Raw genomic sequence first — 17,904 nt, 5'->3', positions numbered from 1 at the left:
AGCGCGGGGAGACACGAGGCCGACTTCCGGCGGAGGTCCCATGCGACGAGTTCGAAGATGTCCCCGGGGACATTCGTGCGGGGCGAGTCGGACGCGCTCCCGTCGATCGGGCCGAGCGCGCGACCGGGGCATGATCGAGGGCGGGCCCCGTCATGCCCCGATCGCGGCCGCTAGTTGCGGATGACGCTCATCGCCATCTCGCCGCCGGCGCGGATGCCGGACTTGATCGCGACCGGCTTCGATTTTTGCTTGGGTGCTCTCATCGGGTTCCTCCTCCGCGGATCACGGTAGCGCGAGGACGCCGGGCCGGCTGCAGGCGCCGGCGGAGGCGCGAAACACCGCCGGGCGGGGGCGCGCGGCGTTTCTGTATCGTGGGACATGTCGATGAGGACATGTCCTTTCAGGCTAGAGCTCGCCGAGCTGGCGGGCGCGGGCCTGCAGCCAGGTGGTCAGGGCGGCGGCGTCGCGGGGGACGGACTCGGCCGGCTGGACGGTGAGGGTGAAGTTCGGCTCCTGGAAGGCCAGGAGCGTGCCGCCAGCGTCGGCCGCGAGGGCGGCGCGGGTCTGGGCGTCGAAGCCGTCGAGCGGCGGGGTCCAGGCGCGGCAGACGACCGCGGCCTCGCCGATGCGGGTGTCGACGCGGAGCAGCGCGCCGGTGGCCCCGAGCACCGCGAGCTCGTCTTCGCCGACGAACGCGAGGCCGCGGGCCTCGTCGGGCAGGGCGAGCTCGCGCCCGGGCTCGCCGTCCCGGAGGAGCGCGACGCGGCGACCGGCGACCGCGACGGCCAGGGTCGCGCCGCTCGGGCTGTAGGCCGCCGACGGCACGGCCGGGAGGGTCAGCGCGTGGCGGGCGGTGGCGCCGGTGGCGAAGTCGTGGACCGCGATCGCGTCCTGGCCGGGCAGCGGGATCGCTGCGACGGCGGCCTTCGGGTGCATGAAGGTCTGCGACGGGCGGTAGAAGTGGGCTCGCGGGCCGGGATCGACGACGGCGATCTCGAGCGGTGCGTCGGCAGTGTCGGTCAAGGCGAAGACCTTGCCGGTGCGCGAGTGCGCGACCACGCCGGCGCCGGCGCGGGTGACCGCGAGCGCGACGACCTCGGCCCCGAGCTCCCACTTGCGCGGGACGGCGTCGACGTCGCGCCAGGTGAGGACGGTGCCGTCGCCGAAGCCGGCAGTCAGCGCGGTGCCGGCGTCGGCCAGAGCGGCGCTGGTGATCGCCGGGGCGACTGCGAACTCGTGGCGGCCGGCGCCGTCGCTCAGGCACGCCTTGCCGGCCTTGTCGACGAACAGGACCCGGCCGCTGCCGCCCACGGCCACCTGGGTCTCGCGGTCGAGGAGTTGGTCGCTGTCGAGGCCGTCGACGCAGGAATCGGCATATGTCCCCGAGAACATGTCCCGAAGGCGGGGTGGGCTGTGCTCGGAGTAGGCGACGCCGCGGCGGCCGTCGGCGGAGAGCTTGCCGACCTTCAGCGGGGCGAGGCCCTGCGCGCTCGGGCTGGCCGGGGCCGCGTCCCACACGTGGATGGCCTCGTGGTGGGCGAGCGCGAAGCGGCCGTCGGAGGCGTAGGCGCCGAGTCGGCGGTCGCCTGTGTCGAGGCGGCGCGCGAAGCCGCCATCGAGCTGCGAGCCGAGCAGCCAGGCGTCGGGGGTGCGCAGCGCGAGGCCGTCGCCGCGCGGGTCGACGACGACGTCGTACTCCTGGGTCGGGCTCCACTCGACGAGGTTGCCCGACTCGACCGGCGTCTCGGTCCACAGCGTCTCGCCGGTGGCGAGCGAGCGCATCGCCAGCGAGATCATGCCGGTGAAGTCGTCGACGTCGAGCACCAGCGCGCGGTCGTTCGGCGCGATCGCCAGGGTCCAGCGCCCGAGCGGGCGGACCTCCCCGGTGGCCGGCGTGTAGCTGACGTGCCGCGGCGGCTTGTTCGTCGCCCAGGCGACGAGGTGCGCGCCGCTGCTCGAGAACTCGAGCGGGCCGGAGATCGCGGGCGCCGGGGTCGACTCGCCGCCGGCGCGAAGGAACGCGGCGTAGTTCGGGTCGTCCCAGGCGACGGTGCGCCCGTCGGGGCTGAGGGCGGCGGTGCGGCCGCGCGTGCCCGGGACGACGTCGAGCGTGGCTGGCTTTTGGGTCAGGTCCCAGAGGTAGGCCGGCGGGCCCAGGGTGGCGTCGTAGCTCGATACCGGCTCGCCGAGGGCGGCCAGGGTCTCGCCGCCGGCCGACATCTGCCAGCGGTAGTGCAGCGCGCGGTAAATGCCGCGGTCGACCATGGCGATGTCGATGTCCTGCGACTCGCCGCCGCGCACGACGCGGGCGCTGCGGGCCCCGACGGCGGCGAAGGCCGGGACGTCGCGGGCGGCGACGAGGAGCACCTCATGCTCGTGAAGGTCGAACAGGCGCGCGCCGGTGCCCTGCTGCGGGTCCCACCGCCACACCTCGCCGGCGAGGTCGACGCTGACGAGGCTGCCGTCGGCCAGGCCGACGACCTGGGCGACCGGGCGCGTGTGGCCGTGCAAGATCCGCGTCGGCGCTCCCCGCGTCTCGGCGGCGAGGGCGAGCAGGCGGGCCCGGCGAGCGACTGTCTCTTCGGACAGGTCGAGCCGCGCCAGCGCGCCCAGGCTGCCGGCGAGGTCGCTGTCCAGAGCGGCGCGCGCCTGGGCCAGCAGCGCCGCGTCGGTCTGCTTGCGGGCGGTGGCCAGGGCGGCCTCGGCCTCGCCGCGGGCGGACTCGGCGTGGAGTTGGGCGGTCTCGGCGGTGTCGCGCTGGTGGCGGATGTTCTGCACCGCATAGGCGCCGAAGCCGGCCAGGGCGGCCAGGGAGGCCGCGGCGACGCCGACGACGGCCCGGTGCCGGCGCAGCCACAGGCGCGCGACCTCGCCGGCGGAGTAGCGGTGGGCGTCGACGAGGCGGCCGGTGAGGAAGCGGCGCAGATCTTCGGCCAGCGCCTCGGCGCTGGCATAGCGGTCCTCGGGGCGCAGGGCCATGGCCCGCTGGGCGATCGCCACCAGCTCGCGCGGGGCCTCGGGGGCGCGCTTGCGCAGGTCGCCGACCTCGCCCGCGACCACGCGCGAGGCGAGGACGTGGCTGTCGACGTCGGCGTAGGGCGGGACGCCGGCGAGCACGTGGTAGAGCACCGCGCCGAGCGAGAACACGTCGCCGCGGGCGTCGACGGCCTCGCCGCGGGCCTGCTCCGGCGGCATGTAGCGCAGGGTGCCGAGGATCGTGCCCTGCTCGGTCATGGTCGAGATGACGCCGCTGGTGTGGACGGGCGAGCCCGGGCCGGCGGGCGGCTCGGGGCCGGGGTTCGTGGTGTCCTTGGCCAGGCCCCAGTCGATCACGACCGCCTCGCCGAGCTCGCCGACGAGGATGTTGGCCGGCTTGAGGTCGCGGTGGAGGACGCCGTGGCGGTGCGCGTAGGCGACGGCGTCGGCGGCGGCGATGACGTGCTCGATCAGGGCCAGGCGATCGATGAGGCGCGGGCGCTGGCGGATCTGGTGCTCGAGCGTCTGGCCCTCGACCAGCTTCATGCAGTAGTACGGCTCGCCCGTCGAGTGGCGGCCGATGTCGTAGAGCGGGACGATGCCGGGGTGCTGCAGGCGGGCCGTGATCGCGGCCTCGATGGCGAAGCGGTGCTCGGCGGCGGGGTCGGTGCGCAGCAGCTCCTTGACGGCGACCTCGCGGCCGAGGCGGCGGTCGCGGGCCCGGCGGACCACGCCGAGGCCGCCGATCGCGAAGGCCTCGCCGAACTCGTAGCGCTCGTCGCTCTCGGGCCGGCCGGGCGCGCGAGGGGCCGGGCCAGGAGGTCGGGTCGGCCAGCACCGAAGGAGGGTTGGCTCCGGACAGGGTCGGCGCGATCGAGTCGCCCGGGTCGGACTCGCCGATGTGGGCGAGGAGGCGGGCCTGGGCGGCGCGGACGACGTGGGAGGCGGGGACTTCGGGGCGAGTAGTGATAGACGGCATGACGAGCTCCGGGGTACGGCCGCCAAGTGCGGCGACCGTGGGGGCTGATCCCCGGGGCTCGCGAATTTTTCGTCGTCGGTCACGCCGAGTCGTCCTGGCCGCGCGGCGCCGGGCCGAAGCGGCGGTCGACCTCGAGGCGGATGCTCTCCATGCAGCTCTCGAGGCCGCGCAGGGTGCGGTCGCGCAGGGCCGGGTCGTCGACGAGCCGCTCGACCGCGGCGCGCAGGCGCGCGCGCGCGCTGGAGGCGACGGGCGACGGTCGCCTGCGGGACCTCGAACAGCGCCGCGAGCTCGGCCTGGGTGAGGTGCTCCCAGTCCTTGAGCTCGATGAGCAGCTGGTCGTCGAGCGCCAGGCCGCGCAGCGCGGTGGCGACGATCTTGACCAGCTCGCGGTCGGCGAGCAGCCCGGGCAGCGGGTCGGCGTCGGCGGGCAGGCTGTCCTCGGTCGGCTCGAACCGCCGCTGCCGCCGCGCCCAGCCGATCAGGACGAAGCGGGCGACCCCGAACAGGTAGGCGCGGAAGCTGCCGTCGCCGCGGAAGGCGTCGCGCCGGCGGCACACGACCTCGAATGTCTGTTGGGACAGGTCCTCGCACACCGAGTCGCGGACCTTGCCGAAGAAGAAGCGGTAGACCGCCGAGTAGTGCTGCTCGACCAGCTCCTGCCCGGCCTTGCGGTCGCCGGCGCGCCAGGCCTCGAGGAGGCGTCGATCGTGCTCGTCCACGTCGCCGAGGATAGCGCGAGGCGGCGCGGATCGGCCAGACGGCTCACGCGCGGGCGTCGGCGTCGCCCTCGCGGATCATCCGCAGGAAGGCCTTGATGCCGGAGATGAGCTCGCGGTTGTCGGTCAGGCGGTCGAGGCTGTCCTCGAACTTGCGCGCGAGGGCGCCGATCTTCTGCTCGAGCTCGACCCGCTGACGATCGGCGCGGACCGCCAGCGCGTCGTGCTCCTCGCGCAGCTTCTTGAGCGCCTCCTCGAGCTGCTCGACGACGGTCTCGTGGCGCCCGACCTGGCCGCGCAGCTTCATCACGTCGTCGCGCGGGAAGCGAGTGTCCTCGGCGAGCGCCTCGAGGCGGCGGCGGACCTGCTGCATCGAGGCGATGGCGGGGCGCACCAGGCACGACAGCAGATAGAAGCCGGCGAACGGATAGCCGAGGTCGGAGCCGGTGAGCAGGGCGACGGCGAGGGCGACGCCGGCGGAGACGAAGTGGATCGTCAAGCTGGTGATCAGGGTCCAGCGCTTGACCCGCTCGGCGAAGGCGATCTGATCGTCGCTGACCTTGATGCCGGCCTCCCGCGAGCGCCGCATCTCCGCCAGCACCTCGCGCGCCCGGAAGTGCAGGTTCCACGGCAAGGTGACCAGGACGACCAGCCAGATCAGCGCGGCCCCGCCGGCCCCCCAGGTCAGCAGCGTGCCGGCGGAGACGTCGCTCCACACCGCGACGCCGAGCGCGGCGAGGTAAGCGAGGATGAGCAGCGCGATCGCGGAGCCTTGCATGCCCCGCAGCATAGCCCGCGCGGCCGGCCGCCGCCGCGTGGGCACGATTGCTCGCAGGACCCCGCATCAGCGGAGGTGGCAGGGGCACGCGGAGGCGCGGCCCGGCGCGCTCGCGCGCGTCGGTCGCGTGAATGCGAGGGCCGCCGCGCGCGGCCGGAGCGGTAATTGTCACGACGTGCTCCAAAGAGCATGCTCTGAAGAACATGTCCGTGATCGAATAACTTAAAGGACATGTGTCAGAGGACATGTCCATCAGGGCATGCTCTCCGCTCTCACAACAAGCCGAGCGCGTGGAGCAGGAGCACGACCGCGAGGATGCCGGCCGCGATGGCCAGGCCGAGCACCACCGCGAGGCCGATCGGGTCGCGCGAGGGGGAGCGCTGCGACCCGGCGGGGCGTTCGGTGGGCAGGCCGAGCTCGGCCAGGAAGGCGCGGGCCTCGCTCAGGCGCACGCTCTGCGGCCAGCGCTCGACGTAGGCGCTGATGCCCTGGCCGTCGGGGTCGCGGACGTCGCGGTCGGCGCCGAGGGCGATCAGCCGGCGCATGTGCTGGATGTGATGGCGGTCGGCGGCCATCAGCAGGGCGGTCATGCCTCTGGCGTCGCGGGCCTCGAGGTCGCCGCGGCACTCGCGGGCGAGGGACAGCAGGGCCTCGGAGCGGTCGGAGACGTCGAGGCCGCAGGTGACTGCGAACGCGAACAGCTGGCTGGCGGCGGCGGGTCCGGCCTCGCGGGTGATCCGGCGCAGCAGGTCGTACTGCGCGGGGGTGCCGTTGCGCAGGAAGGCGAGCACGGCCGATTGCAGGGCGCGCGGGAGGTCGGGCTCGCCGAGCTGGCGCAGCCGGCCCCACATGCCCGACTGGCCGCTGTCGGCCGCAGCCTCGAAGGCCCACTGCAGCGAGCTCGCGGACATCTCGTCGCTGCGGGCGCGCACGCGCTCGAACAGGGCCGCGTCGCCGCGGCGGACGGCGGCCGCCAGCAAGGCGCCCTCGAGCGCCTCGAGGTCGTGGCTCGAGGCCGACTCGGCGGACAGCGCCGCGAGCAGACAATCGACGGCCCACAGATCGCCGGCCTGCGCCGCGGCCCACAGCGCGGCGTCGCTCGGGCGCGCGCCGTGGTCCAGGAGCAGCTCGATCAGCGGGTGCGACGCCTCGCCGAACTCCTCGATCGCCACGGTCAACGCGTCGGTGTCGTTGGCCGAGGCCGCGTTCGGGTCGGCGCCGGCGTCGAGCAGCAGCCGGGCCACGTCGACCCGGCCCAGCGCGAGCGCCAGCTCGAGCGCGGTGTATTCGTAGGCGTGGCTGCGCGTGTCGAGGTCGGTGGTCGCGGCGAGCCGCCGGCGGACGTCTTCGAGGCTGCCGACGCGCACGGCCTCGAGCAGCGGAGCGTCGACCATCGGTTCGAAATCGTCCGGCGCCGCCATGACCGGGTCGCAGTGTACGCCAGCGGCGACGCCGTCGACAGGCGCCGCGGCCCGTCGCCAGTGCGACCTCGTGTCGCCTGACGCGTGAGGTGTGTCGCCGGAAACCCTCAGACCGGGGGCGCGCAGGTCAGTGCATGTCTCACAGGACATGCCTCGAAGAGAATGTCCCGATGGACATGTCTCTTGGGTCAATCACCTGCGCGGCCGAAGGCCCGGCGGATCCGCTGCCACAATGACGGGGCCGGGCGCGGCTCGGCGGCCGCGAGCGGCGGCTCGGCAGCGGGCTCAGGCGACGGCGCGGGCGGCGGCGCGGGCGCGGCCGCGGACAGAACGTCATTCAGCGGCACGGTCTCGCCGAGCTGCAGCTTCAGGGTGCCGCGGACCAGGTGCTCGAGGGTGAGCTCGAGCAGCGGGCGGACGGCCTCGGGTGGATCGCCGCGGCGGTGCTCGTGGATGGTGATCGCGTGGCGGTGGAAGAACTCGGCCAGGCGGCCGACCTCGCGGGGACCGCCGGCCGTCAGGCGGGCCCGGGTGTCGGCCAGAGAGTCGGCGACGCAGTCGCCGCAGCGGAAAGTGGTGACGAAGTCGGCGAGGTCGTCGTTGAACCACGGGATCACGCGGACCTGCGAGGCGGGGACGGGGCGATAACAGCCCGAACACAGCGCCGAGGGCTCGACGATCGGCAGGCGCGTGTGCCTCAGCAGGTCGAGCAGCGCGAGGGCCTCGTTGCGCACCCGCTCCATGCCGACGCCGGGCGCGGGCGGGTCGAGCGTCTCGCTCATCAGGCCGCGCGCGCGCACCAGCGCGTGGAAGCTGACGAGCGGCATCATGTCGTCGCGCGTGTCGTCCTCGAAGTCGAGCGCGGCGAGGTGGGCCCGCGCGGCGTCGAGGGCGGCGCCGGCGTGGGCGCTGCAGTAGTAGCCGTCGACGTATGGCTCGCCGGCGAGGGTGGGGATGTTGCGCGACTCGCCCTCGGGGCGCAAAACCCCGCAGGTGCTGCATTGCACGTGACGCTCGGTCATGCGGCGCGGAGGATAGCGCGTCCGCGCGGCGGTGGCCTCAGCCGCGCCAGGCGAAGCCGGTGGCGCCCGAGAGGCAGGAATCGGCTGCCTGGACGATGACGCACCGTTGCGCGCCGATGCCCGCGGCGGCGGGTGGCAGGACTGGCGGAGCCCTGGCGCTCGTGGGAGATCCACGTGACCCGAGCCTCCGACCGCCGCGGCGCACGCGGACGGCGCGGACTGTCGTGGATGTCGGAAAGGCAATGCTCAAAGAACATGACCGATCGAGCATGTCGATCGGGGCATGACTCAAAGGCAGGCTCACTCGAGCTCGAGCGCGCGGCGGCTGGCCAGGATGTCGGCGATCGTGGCTTCGAGCTGCTCGCGGCCGGGGCCGGCGCCGACGCTGTCGAAGTTGTGGCGGGCGATGTCCTGGCTGAGCTCGGGGTCGGCCTTGATCGCGCGCTCGGCGAGGATCAGGAACTCGGGGCCGAGGCGGGCCATCTCCTCGCGGAAGCGGGCCTCCGCGGCGGCCTGGGCCTGGCGGCGGATCTGGTCGAGCAGATCGGCGCGGATGCACTGGATCACCGGGTCCGGGGTGCGCCGCAGCAGCGGGACCAGCGAGTCGGGGGTCAGCGGGCGGCGGGTGTCGACGCGCGTGTAGGCCGGGTGGAAGGCGACCATGTAGAAGCGCGCGGGGACGCGCGGCAGGCCGGCGTAGACGTCGCGGACCTCGCGGACGAATTCTTCGAAGAGCTCGGTGTCGGCGAAGGCGCGCTCCTCCGGGCTCGGGGCCGGCGGGGTGCCGGGCAGGGCGCCGCGCGTGACGAAGGTGAGCAGGACGACCTCGGCGTCGGGGTGCGCGGTCACGAGGTCGGCGAGCCGGCGCGCGGCCTGGTGCGGGCTCGGCGGGTCGTCGAAGGTCGGTCGGTGCAGGCGCCCGAGCTCGCGGCACTTGCGAGCGAACGGGCACAGGCTGAGCGCCTCGACGACCTCGACCACGTAGCGCGCGTGGAGGGCGTCGAGCTGGGGCCGGGGCGGCCACTGGCCGGGTTTCTCCATCGCCGGCGAGAGTGTATCCTGACCTCGCGCATGCCAGGCCCACGCTCTGCGATCGCCGCGACTCTCGGGTGCCTCACGCTGGTGGCCACGCTCGGCTGTGCGCGCCCGGTGCTCCGCGTCGAGACCGTGCCGGCCGGCGCCGAGGTCACGGTCGACGGCGAGACCAGCCGCGAGCAGCGCTGGTCGGTGTCCGACGACGACCCGATCGCGGTGCTGGCCAAGTGGCCCGACGGCAAGCAGGTCAGCGCGCAGGTCTACATCGAGCACGACGCGAAGATCACGCTGCGCCGCGACGGGGAGCCGGGCCAGGTGGTCGGGGCCCGCGTGGTCGGCATGGCTCCGAGCCCGCCGGGGACGCCGGGCGACCCGGCCGCGGCGCCGCCCGACGCCCAGCTCGGCGGGCCGCTGCCGCCGCCGCCGTCGACGGTCACGCCCGGCCCGGGCGACCCGATGGCCAAGGCGCGCAAGCTCTACGACGAGGGCCAGAAGGCCTACGAGCTGACCGACTTCGACGTGGCGATCGAGAAGTTCCGCGCGGCCTACGAGCTGATCCGCAGCAGCAACGACCCGGCCGCGCCGGAGGTGCTCGGGGCGGTGATCTTCAACCTCGCGGTGGTCTACGAGCGCAGCTACGAGGTCACGCCCGACCCGGAGCGGCTGCGGCGCGCGCGGGTGATGTACCGCCAGTACGACGAGCAGATGGCCTCGATCCAGGCCAATTGGGCCAAGTCGTCGGAGCACGCCGACGTGCTGGCCCGGATCCGTGCCCTCGAGGCCCGCCTCGGGCCGCAGAAGTGATTCGGCTCGCGGCGCGAGCGCGGCCCCGGCGTGGCGCTCGGCCCGGTTCGATCGCCGATTCGCGCCGGTGACTCGTCCACGGCAAGGATCGTTCGCGGCAGCGGTCCGGAGGTCGGTCCGGGGCGAAAGTCGCCGCGCGTGAGGTCGACGGTGCATGCACGTTCGCAGTGGCCGGCCGCGGCGCGGCGCATACGTCTGCGCGGCCGTTCGTCGGGCACGAACCGCGGGTCGCACGTCGTTCGCGGAGCCTGCGGGCGTGAGTCGGCGTGGGCGCTGCGGGCGGCGGGCGTGCTCTCGCGGCGAGGCCGCTGCGGGCGCGCCGCGACCGGCCGGCGGGCAACGGATTCGCACTTGTCGCGCGGGCTTGTGGGGCCCTATCGTTGGCCCCGATGTTCAAGAACCACCCGCGCGGTCTGCCGGTCCTGTTCTTCACCGAGATGTGGGAGCGCTTCGGCTTTTACCTCATGCTGGGGATCTTCACCCTGTACATGAAGGCGGGTGCGGACGCGGCGATGCCGGCGAAGTCGGGCCTGGGCCTGGCGCCGCAGCACGCCAGCGACATCTACGGGACCTACATCGCGCTGGTGTACCTGACGCCGTTCATCGGCGGGCTCCTGGCCGACCGGATCCTCGGCTATCGCCGCGCCATCGTGATCGGCGGCGTGCTGATGGGCCTCGGCTATTCGGGCCTGGCGATCCCGGGCTACGGCCCGTGGTTCTTCCTGTCGCTGCTGCTGATCATCGTCGGCAACGGCTTCTTCAAGCCCAACATCTCGACGCTGGTCGGCAACCTTTACAACAACGAGCAGTACAAAGAGCACAAGGACGCCGGCTTCAACATCTTTTACATGGGCATCAACATCGGTGCCTTCGTCTGCAACTTCGTCGCCGCGTACCTGCGCAACACCTACGGCTGGGGCTACGCCTTCCTGGCGGCCGGCATCGGCATGTTCTTCGGCGTCGGCTGGTTCCTCACCGGCATGAAGCACACGGCCGAGGCCGACGTGCTGAAGCCGACCAAGCCGGGCGACCAGCCGGTCGGGCAGATCCTCGCGGCCGTGTTCGGGCCGGCGGCGCTGTTCGCCGCGGTCGGGTGGTTCATCCCGTCGCTGGTCGGCGGCGAGGGCTGGACCGTGTTCGGCTCGAAGTCCAACGACGCGTTCCTGTTCGCCTGCTTGCCGGTGACCTGGTTCTACTACCGCCTGTGGAAGGGCTCCGACGGCGAGGACAAGGAGCGCATCGGCGCCCTGCTGCCGCTGTTCGCCGCGGTCATCGCGTTCTGGGCCATCTTCCACCAGAACGGCGACGCCCTCACCACCTGGGCCGACCGCTACACGCGGCGCGAGATCCCCGAGGCCGCCGCGCCGCTGCTCGAGGGCGTCGGCGGGGTCCAGCGCGTCGACACCAGCCTGCGCGAGATCACCGTCACCGACGACCACGGCAACCCCGTCCTGGGGCCCGACGGCAAGCCGGCCAAGGAGCTCGGCCCCGACCCGTACTTCAACAACGTGCCGAAGAGCGAGTGGCCGCCGCCGCCGGCCCCGGCCTGCAAGGCCGAGGTGCTCACGCCCGAGACCGAGGCCAGCGCAAGGCGGCCCAGACCAAGCTGGTGTCGACCGAGCTGTTCCAGTCGGTCAACGCGTTCTTCGTCGTGTTCCTGACCCCGTTCGTGGTCGGCTTCTTCGCGTGGATGCGGCGCAAGAACAAGGAGCCGTCGACGCCGGCGAAGATCTCGATCGGCCTCGGCATCACGGCGCTGTCGACCCTGGTGATGGTCGCCGCCACGTTCGTCACCCACAACGGCGCCGACAAGGGCTCGGCCATGTGGCTCATCGGCACGTACGGGGTGATCACCGTCGGCGAGCTGTGCCTGTCGCCGATGGGCCTGTCGCTGGTGTCGAAGCTCAGCCCGGCCCGCCTCACCGCGCTGATGATGGGCGGCTGGTTCCTGTCGACGTCGATCGGCAACAAGCTGTCCGGCATCCTCTCCGGCCTGTTCACCCTGTTCGAGCACAAGTCGGCGGTGTTCCTGATCAACTTCGGCGGGGCCCTGGTCGCGGCGCTGCTGATCGTGCTGATGCTCCCGCGCCTGCGCCGGGTCATGAACAAGTACCTCAAATGACGCGGCCGCCCCCCGACGCGGCCGCGATCGCCGGCGCGCTCGCGCAGTTCCCCGAGCTCGCCGGCGGCGCGACCAGCCCGCTGACCGGCGGGCTCATCAACGCGACCTTCGCCGTCAGCGCCCCCGCCGGCGAGTTCGTGCTGCAGCGCCTGAACCCGATCTTCGCCCCGCAGATCCACGACAACATCGCCGCGGTGACGGAGCACCTGCGCCGCCGCGGCGAGACGAGCCCGCGCCTGTTGTCGACGGCGAGGGGCGAGCGCTGGGCCGAGCTCGGCGATGCGGGGGTCTGGCGCGCGATGACGCGGGTGCCGGGGGTCAGCTTCGAGGCGGTGCAGAGCCCCGAGCAGGCCCGCTCGGCCGGGGCGCTGGTCGGCCGCTTCCACGCGACGCTGGCCGACCTCGAGCACCCGTTCACGATCCGCCGCACGCTCCACGACACGCCGGCCCACCTGCGCACGCTGGCCGAGGCGGTGGCGCAGCACCGCGAGCACCGGCTGTTCGCGGAGGTGGAGCCGCTGGCGGCGGCGGTGTTCGCCGCGATCGAGACGCTGCCGCCGCTCGCGCCGGCGCCGCTGCGCGTCGGCCACGGCGACCTGAAGTTCAACAATCTGCTGTTCGATGGGACAGGTCCCGAGGGACAGGCTCACTGTCTGATCGACCTCGACTCGGTGGCCCCGATGCCGCTCCACCACGAGCTCGGCGACGCGTGGCGCTCGTGGTGCAACCCGGCCGGCGAGGAGCGCGGCGCGCCGAGCTTCGACGCGGCGATCTTCGCGGCCGCGCTCGAGGGCTGGCTGGGGGCGCTGACGTTCCCGCTCGAGCCGGTCGAGCGCCGCAACCTGGTCCACGGGGTCGAGTGGATCGCCCTCGAGCTGACGGCCCGCTTCGCCGCCGACGCGCTCAACGAGCGCTACTTCGGCTGGGACCCGCAGCGCTTCCCGGCCGCAGGGGAACACCACCTGCACCGGGCGAAGGGGCAGTGGGCGCTGCACAAGGCGACGCTGGAAGCTCGCGAGCTGCGCGCCGAGTTGCTGGTGCGCTGAAATGGCGTGAGGCGGGGGTCGGCTGTGCCGTCGACGGCCCTTTCACGCGTCGTCGAGTACCTCGTCACTTGCGACCGGCCGCTTCGCCGCCAGCGAGCCCGTCGCACCGCACCCCGCCCGTTCCGCGAAGCATAGGAGCGGGTCAGGCGACAGAAAAGTACAATCCCATTTAACAATTTTGTCGGCGCCAAGCCCGCGATCCGGTTTTCTTGCAGAAAAGTTCAATGGCATTTAACTTTTCTGCGTGCGCAGGCGCGAAAACGGGCCCGACTGGGACCGGCTGTTCGAGATCGCGGCCGCGCAGGACGGCTATTTTTCGGTCGACCAGGCGCAGTCGGTCGGGATTTCGCGGCCGAACCTGCAGGCGCATCTCCACCGCGGTCATGTGTTGCGGCCGCGCCGGGGCGTGTATCGCCTCGTCCGCTATCCCGTGGGCGAACACGAGGAGCTGGCGGAGATCTGGTTGCAGTCGGATCGCGACGGCGTGTTCTCCCACGAGACCGCGCTGGCGCTCTACGACCTGTCCGACGTCCTGCCCGCGAAGATCCACATCACCCTGCCGACGAGCTGGCGTCGACGACGGCGACCGGAAGGAGCAGTCGTTCATTACGCCGAGGTGCCGCCCGAGGACCGCGATTGGTTCGGGGCCGTGCCCGTGACGTCGGTGCGCCGTACGCTGCGAGATTGTGCGGCGAGCTTCCTGTCGCCGGAGCTGCTAAAGCAGGCTGCGATGCAGGCACTCCAGCGAGGACGCGTCGGCCGCAGCGAGCTCCGCGAGGTCGAACAGGCATTGCTCCCCTACGGCGGGCTAGAGCCGTGATCGTCAAGCAGTACGACTCCCCCCTGGCGTTCAAGCAGGCGCTGGACATGCGGCTGCGGGCAGCGGCGACAACCAGGAATCCGCTGACGAGACGGCGACAGCGGCTGGTGTTCGAGCGCTTCCTCGCGCGAGTCTTCGCCGCGTTTCCGACCGCCGTGACGTTGAAGGGCGGCGTGTCGCTGGAGCTGCGAATCGCGCGAGCGCGGGCGACGAGGGACGTCGATCTGCGGTGGATGGGGAGCCCCGAAGACTTGCTGGCGAAGCTCCGTGCGGCGATGACCTCCGACTGCGGCGATTTCTTGCGGTTCGAGGTCGACGACGATCCCGAGCATCCGGAGATCGACAACGACGGCGCGATCCACGGCGGCCGACGGTTCAGGGTGGAGTGCAGCCTGGCGGGCAAACGGTTCGGAGATCCATTCGGACTCGATGTCGGCTTCGGCGAGCCGATCTTCGGCGAGCCCGAGATGATCGTCGGTTCCGACGCGCTCGACTTCATCGGCGTGCCGCCGGCGAGCGTCCGGGTCTATCCGCTCGAGACGCACATCGCCGAGAAGCTCCACGCTTATTCGTTGCCGCGAGCCCGCATGAACTCGCGGGTCAAGGACCTCCCCGATCTGGCGCTGCTGGCGAGCGTCCGAGCGCTCGACAGCGTTCGCGTGCGGGCGGCGCTGGCGCTGACGTTCTCGTTTCGGCGCACGCACCCGCTGCCGCCTGTGTTCCCGGATCCGCCGGCGGCGTGGAGGGGCCGTTCACCCGGATGGCACGAGAGCACGACCTGCCGTGGGCGTCGCTCGCCGAGGTGACCGTCGCCGCACGAGCGTTCCTCGAGCCCGTACTGAGGAGTGACGCATCAGCGGCCGAGTGGGACCCGGCCGCGTGGGCGTGGCGCGCCGCGGTTCGCTAGAACGCGAAGATGTGCACGCGCGAGCCGCCTTGCTGCGACTCGTTGAAGCGGCTGGTCTCGACGAAGTTCTCGGCGCAGTTGCCGAGCGGGGTGCCCTTGAACTTGTCCTGGGCGGCGGCCTTGACGTTGCCGTGGACGTCGACGGTGATCTTGACGGACACGCGGGCGCCGGCCGAGCCGGGGCTGCTCGCGCAGGCCTTGACCAGGCGCGGCTCCATCGCCGTGAAGTAGGACTTCAGGCGGATCGGTTCGATGCGCAGGGGCAGGTCGCTGTCGGGCGCCTTCGGCTTGGGTTTGGCCTTGGGCTCGGCCTTGACGGGCTCGGTCTTGGTCGGGGGCGGCGGCTCGACCTTGGCGGGCGGCGGCGGCTCGACCTTGGCGGGCGGGGGCTCGGGCACCGGCTCGACCTTGGCGGGCGGGGGCTCGGGCTCGGGCTGGGGAGCGACCACGCTCGGCTGAGGCGGCTGCGGGATGGCCTCGGGGACAGGTTGCGGCGGGATGGCCTCGGGGACAGGTTGAGGCGCCACGTCGTTGGCGCCGACGACGATCGGCTCGGGCTCGTCGGCGGTCTGCTTGCGGGTCTCTCGCGTCGGCTTCTTCGGGCGCGGGGCGTCCTTCTCCTTGGCGCGCCGCGGGCTCTCGGCCACCGGGTCGTCCTTGCGCGCGGGCGCGGGGCCCTGACGCCGCGAGACGAGGATGACGAGGAACAACAGGGCGGCGCCGAGGATGACGGCGATGCTGACGTTGCGGACGAAGTTGGTGGCCGGCACGGCGGCCGTCGGCGGGGCGACGACGATGACCGGCAGGGGGGCCGTCTTGGGCCGCGGCAGCACCGGCTCGGGCGCGCGGATCGGCGGCGCCAGGTGCGAGAGGATCATGCTCGGCTCGGGTCGCGAGGACGAGCCGATGCTCCCGGTCGGGACGGCGTTGCGCACCTGCGGGGCGATCGGGATGGCGCGCGGCTCGGAGGGCGCGGAGACCCGCGGCTGCGGCACGGGGGTGCTGCGGACCGGCCGCGCTGGCGGCGGCGGCGGCGGCGTGTCGAGCACGGCGTGGGCGAGCGCCGGGTTGCGCTGGCGCAGGTCGGCGGTGAAGGTCGCCAGCGGCTGCGGCTCGACCTGGGCCTGCGGCTCGGCGTTGCGCGCGGCCTCCTCGTCCCAGAAGGTCGGGTCGAGCGCGAGGATCGCGGTGGCGCGCCGCAGCTCGCCCTCGCGGGCGCGCGCGGCCAGCACGGCCTCGTGCAGCTCGCGGACGGTGCCGTAGCGCTTCGACGGGTCCTTGGCCAGGGCCTGCAGGACCACCTCCTCGAACGGCTCGGCGATCTCCTGCTGCGGGACGAGCAGCCGCGGCGCGTTCGGCTCGTCGTACATCTGCTTCTTGATGATCGAGAGGAAGCTGTCGCCGCGGAACGGGGTCCGGCCGGTCAGCAGCTCGTACATCATCACGCCGAGGGCGTAGACCGAGGTGCTCTCGCCCGGGAAGCCGCCGCTGGCCAGCTCGGGGGCCATGTACTCGGCCTGGCCCGGCGGGGTGCCCTTGGACTCGACGAGGTTGCCGTCGAGCGAGCGGTAGATGCTGGCGACCGGGGCGATGCCGACGCCGAGCAGCTTGATCGGCTGGCGCCGGCGAGCCTCGTCGTCGCCGGCGTGCAGGCGGATCACGCTGCCGAGGTTGAGATCGGTGGCGACGATGCCGCGGTCGGCGGCGACGATCAGGGCCTCGCAGATCTGGGTGACCAGGATCGCCACCTGCTGCCACGGCAACGGGCCCTCGGCCCGCAGCACGGCGCCCAGCGAGTCGCCCTCGACCTGCTCCATCACGTAGTAGGTGAGGTGGTCGGTGGTGATGCCGGCGTCGATGACCTCGACCAATGATTCGTGGCGCAGCTTGATCAGCTGCTGCGCCTCGTAGAGGAACTGACGGCCGCGGCGACCGGCCGGCGAGTGGTCCGGGCCGAGCACGCGGATCGCCACGTGGCGGCCGCTCTGCTCGTCGACGGCCGCGTAGACGCGGGTGGTGATGCCGCGCGTCAGCGGCTTGATCAGGCGCCAGCGCTCGATGTCGCGGCCGATCAGCTCGTCGGGGTCGCTCCACAGGTCGAGCGGGAACGGCTCGCCGAGCGGCTCGCTGGGCGGCGGCGCCAGCTTGACCGGGGCGGCCAGCATGCTGTCGCCGGCGTCGCCCAGGTCGTCGTCGTCGTCGTCGAGGTCGCTGACGCGGATCGGCGTGGGGCGCGGCCTGTCCTGAGAGACAGCCAGGGCGGACAGCGGCTGGTCGACCTCGGTCTCCTCCGGCGGCGGGGCCGGCTCGTCGGAGAGGGCGGCGGCGACCTCGGAGCGGGCGAAGCCGACGCCGCTCTGCGCCGACCCGGTGGCGATCAGCGGCGGCAGGTCCCTGTCGCCCAGCGCGGCCATCGGCGGCGGCGGCAACGGCTCGTCGTCGACGTGGTGGAGGGTGACCTCGAGCACCGGCGCGAGCCCGGAGCGGTCGATCGCGGCGCCCACGGCCGCGGAGTCGACCCGGCGCTTGAGCGTCGGGGCGTCGGGCTCGACCGGCGGCGTGGGCTGCCTGTGCCGGGCCGGGAAGGCCCGCGAGGGCTCGTTGAGTTCGCCGAAGTCGTCCTCTTCTTCTTCGGCCGCGGACCGGCGCTGGGCCGCGACCATGCTGTCGACGACCCGCCGCGACGGGCCGTCGAAGTCGTCGTCGTCGTCGTCGTCATGCACGGGGCTGGCCTTCGGGCCAGGTGCTTGGGGCCAGCTGGTGCTCGCCGTGCCGCGCACCGGCATGGCGGTGGTCGGCGCGTCGTCGTCGTCGTCGTCGGCCCACGGCGGCGCGGGCTCGTCGTCGGCAGGGGTCAAGGCGGCCCCCAGCTCGGCGTCGTCGTCGTCGACGACGTCGCGGAACGGGAAGCGGCTGGCCTGGCTGCGCACGACCTGCGAGAGGCCCGGCGGGAGCGCGATCTCGCCGTCGTCGAGGAACGCGCCGCGGCGCTCGCGCATCGGCGAGGGCGGCGGCGGAGCGCGCCGCTCGTCCTCGATCAGGCCGGAATCGAGGCCCTCGTCGTCCTCGGGCGCGCCCTCGTCGACGAGGTCGGCCGCGAGCTCGGGGAGGCTCTCCCCCGGCTCTTGCGGAGGGGGCGGCGGCTCGTCGTCGTCGTCGGTGAACTGAAACGTCGCCGGTCGGCCCGGAGGCGGAGGCTGATGACCTCCGTTCCGCGGCGGCGGAGGAGGACCGGAACCGTTGCGCTTATTGTCCACGGGGGCGCTCAAGGGTCG

At 72.9% G+C, this 17,904-nt stretch carries 12 protein-coding genes; 6 read left to right on the top strand and 6 right to left on the bottom strand.

Annotated elements, in window-relative coordinates; all coding sequences use genetic code 11:
- Positions 1–405 precede the first annotated feature (405 nt).
- The 5 genes from OV079_RS31110 to OV079_RS31090 all read right to left on the bottom strand — a co-directional run bounded on the left by OV079_RS31110 (position 406) and on the right by OV079_RS31090 (position 8,936).
- Positions 406–4,677 (bottom strand): sigma-70 family RNA polymerase sigma factor, encoded by a 4,272-nt coding sequence (locus OV079_RS31110; RefSeq protein ID WP_267772691.1) that lies wholly within the window; start codon positions 4,675–4,677, stop codon positions 406–408.
- Between the two features lie 43 nt (positions 4,678–4,720).
- The gene (locus OV079_RS31105) at positions 4,721–5,452 is read right to left on the bottom strand and encodes a hypothetical protein (RefSeq protein WP_267772689.1); all 732 of its coding nucleotides are present in this window, start codon (positions 5,450–5,452) and stop codon (positions 4,721–4,723) included.
- Positions 5,453–5,724: 272 nt separating this feature from the next.
- Entirely contained in the window at positions 5,725–6,846 is a 1,122-nt protein-coding gene (locus OV079_RS31100; RefSeq protein ID WP_267772687.1) for an ankyrin repeat domain-containing protein, read from the bottom strand.
- Between the two features lie 215 nt (positions 6,847–7,061).
- Entirely contained in the window at positions 7,062–7,895 is an 834-nt protein-coding gene (locus tag OV079_RS31095) for a hypothetical protein (protein WP_267772685.1), read from the bottom strand.
- Positions 7,896–8,195: 300 nt separating this feature from the next.
- On the bottom strand, positions 8,196–8,936 hold the full coding sequence (locus OV079_RS31090) for a hypothetical protein (protein ID WP_267772684.1): 741 nt from the start codon (positions 8,934–8,936) through the stop codon (positions 8,196–8,198).
- Between the two features lie 30 nt (positions 8,937–8,966).
- On the opposite strand from OV079_RS31090, the gene OV079_RS31085 reads away from it, so the two are divergent.
- The 6 genes from OV079_RS31085 (at position 8,967) to OV079_RS31060 (ending at position 14,528) form a co-directional block, all read left to right on the top strand.
- Positions 8,967–9,734: a tetratricopeptide repeat protein gene (locus tag OV079_RS31085; protein WP_267772682.1), complete on the top strand. Its 768-nt coding sequence runs from the start codon at positions 8,967–8,969 to the stop codon at positions 9,732–9,734.
- 389 nt (positions 9,735–10,123) lie between these two features.
- Complete coding sequence (locus tag OV079_RS31080) at positions 10,124–11,395, top strand: peptide MFS transporter (RefSeq protein ID WP_267772681.1); 1,272 nt, start codon at positions 10,124–10,126, stop codon at positions 11,393–11,395.
- The gene (locus tag OV079_RS31075) at positions 11,344–11,856 is read left to right on the top strand and encodes a POT-type proton-dependent oligopeptide transporter (protein ID WP_267772680.1); all 513 of its coding nucleotides are present in this window, start codon (positions 11,344–11,346) and stop codon (positions 11,854–11,856) included. Before OV079_RS31080 ends, OV079_RS31075 begins: the two co-directional genes overlap by 52 nt.
- Positions 11,853–12,902, top strand: a complete 1,050-nt coding sequence (locus OV079_RS31070) for a phosphotransferase enzyme family protein (RefSeq protein WP_267772679.1) — start codon at positions 11,853–11,855, stop codon at positions 12,900–12,902. Before OV079_RS31075 ends, OV079_RS31070 begins: the two co-directional genes overlap by 4 nt.
- 244 nt (positions 12,903–13,146) lie before the next feature.
- Positions 13,147–13,722 (top strand): type IV toxin-antitoxin system AbiEi family antitoxin domain-containing protein, encoded by a 576-nt coding sequence (locus OV079_RS31065; protein ID WP_267772677.1) that lies wholly within the window; start codon positions 13,147–13,149, stop codon positions 13,720–13,722.
- Positions 13,719–14,528 (top strand): nucleotidyl transferase AbiEii/AbiGii toxin family protein, encoded by an 810-nt coding sequence (locus tag OV079_RS31060; protein WP_267772676.1) that lies wholly within the window; start codon positions 13,719–13,721, stop codon positions 14,526–14,528. The genes OV079_RS31065 and OV079_RS31060 overlap by 4 nt, the downstream gene beginning before the upstream one ends.
- 97 nt (positions 14,529–14,625) lie before the next feature.
- Here the strand turns inward: OV079_RS31060 and OV079_RS31055 are convergent, their stop codons facing one another.
- Positions 14,626–17,886: a protein kinase domain-containing protein gene (locus tag OV079_RS31055; protein WP_267772674.1), complete on the bottom strand. Its 3,261-nt coding sequence runs from the start codon at positions 17,884–17,886 to the stop codon at positions 14,626–14,628.
- Positions 17,887–17,904 lie beyond the last annotated feature (18 nt).

This window comes from Nannocystis pusilla, from assembly GCF_026626665.1.
Lineage (GTDB): Bacteria > Myxococcota_A > Polyangia > Nannocystales > Nannocystaceae > Nannocystis > Nannocystis pusilla.
This window is presented reverse-complemented; position numbering and strand designations above follow the sequence as displayed.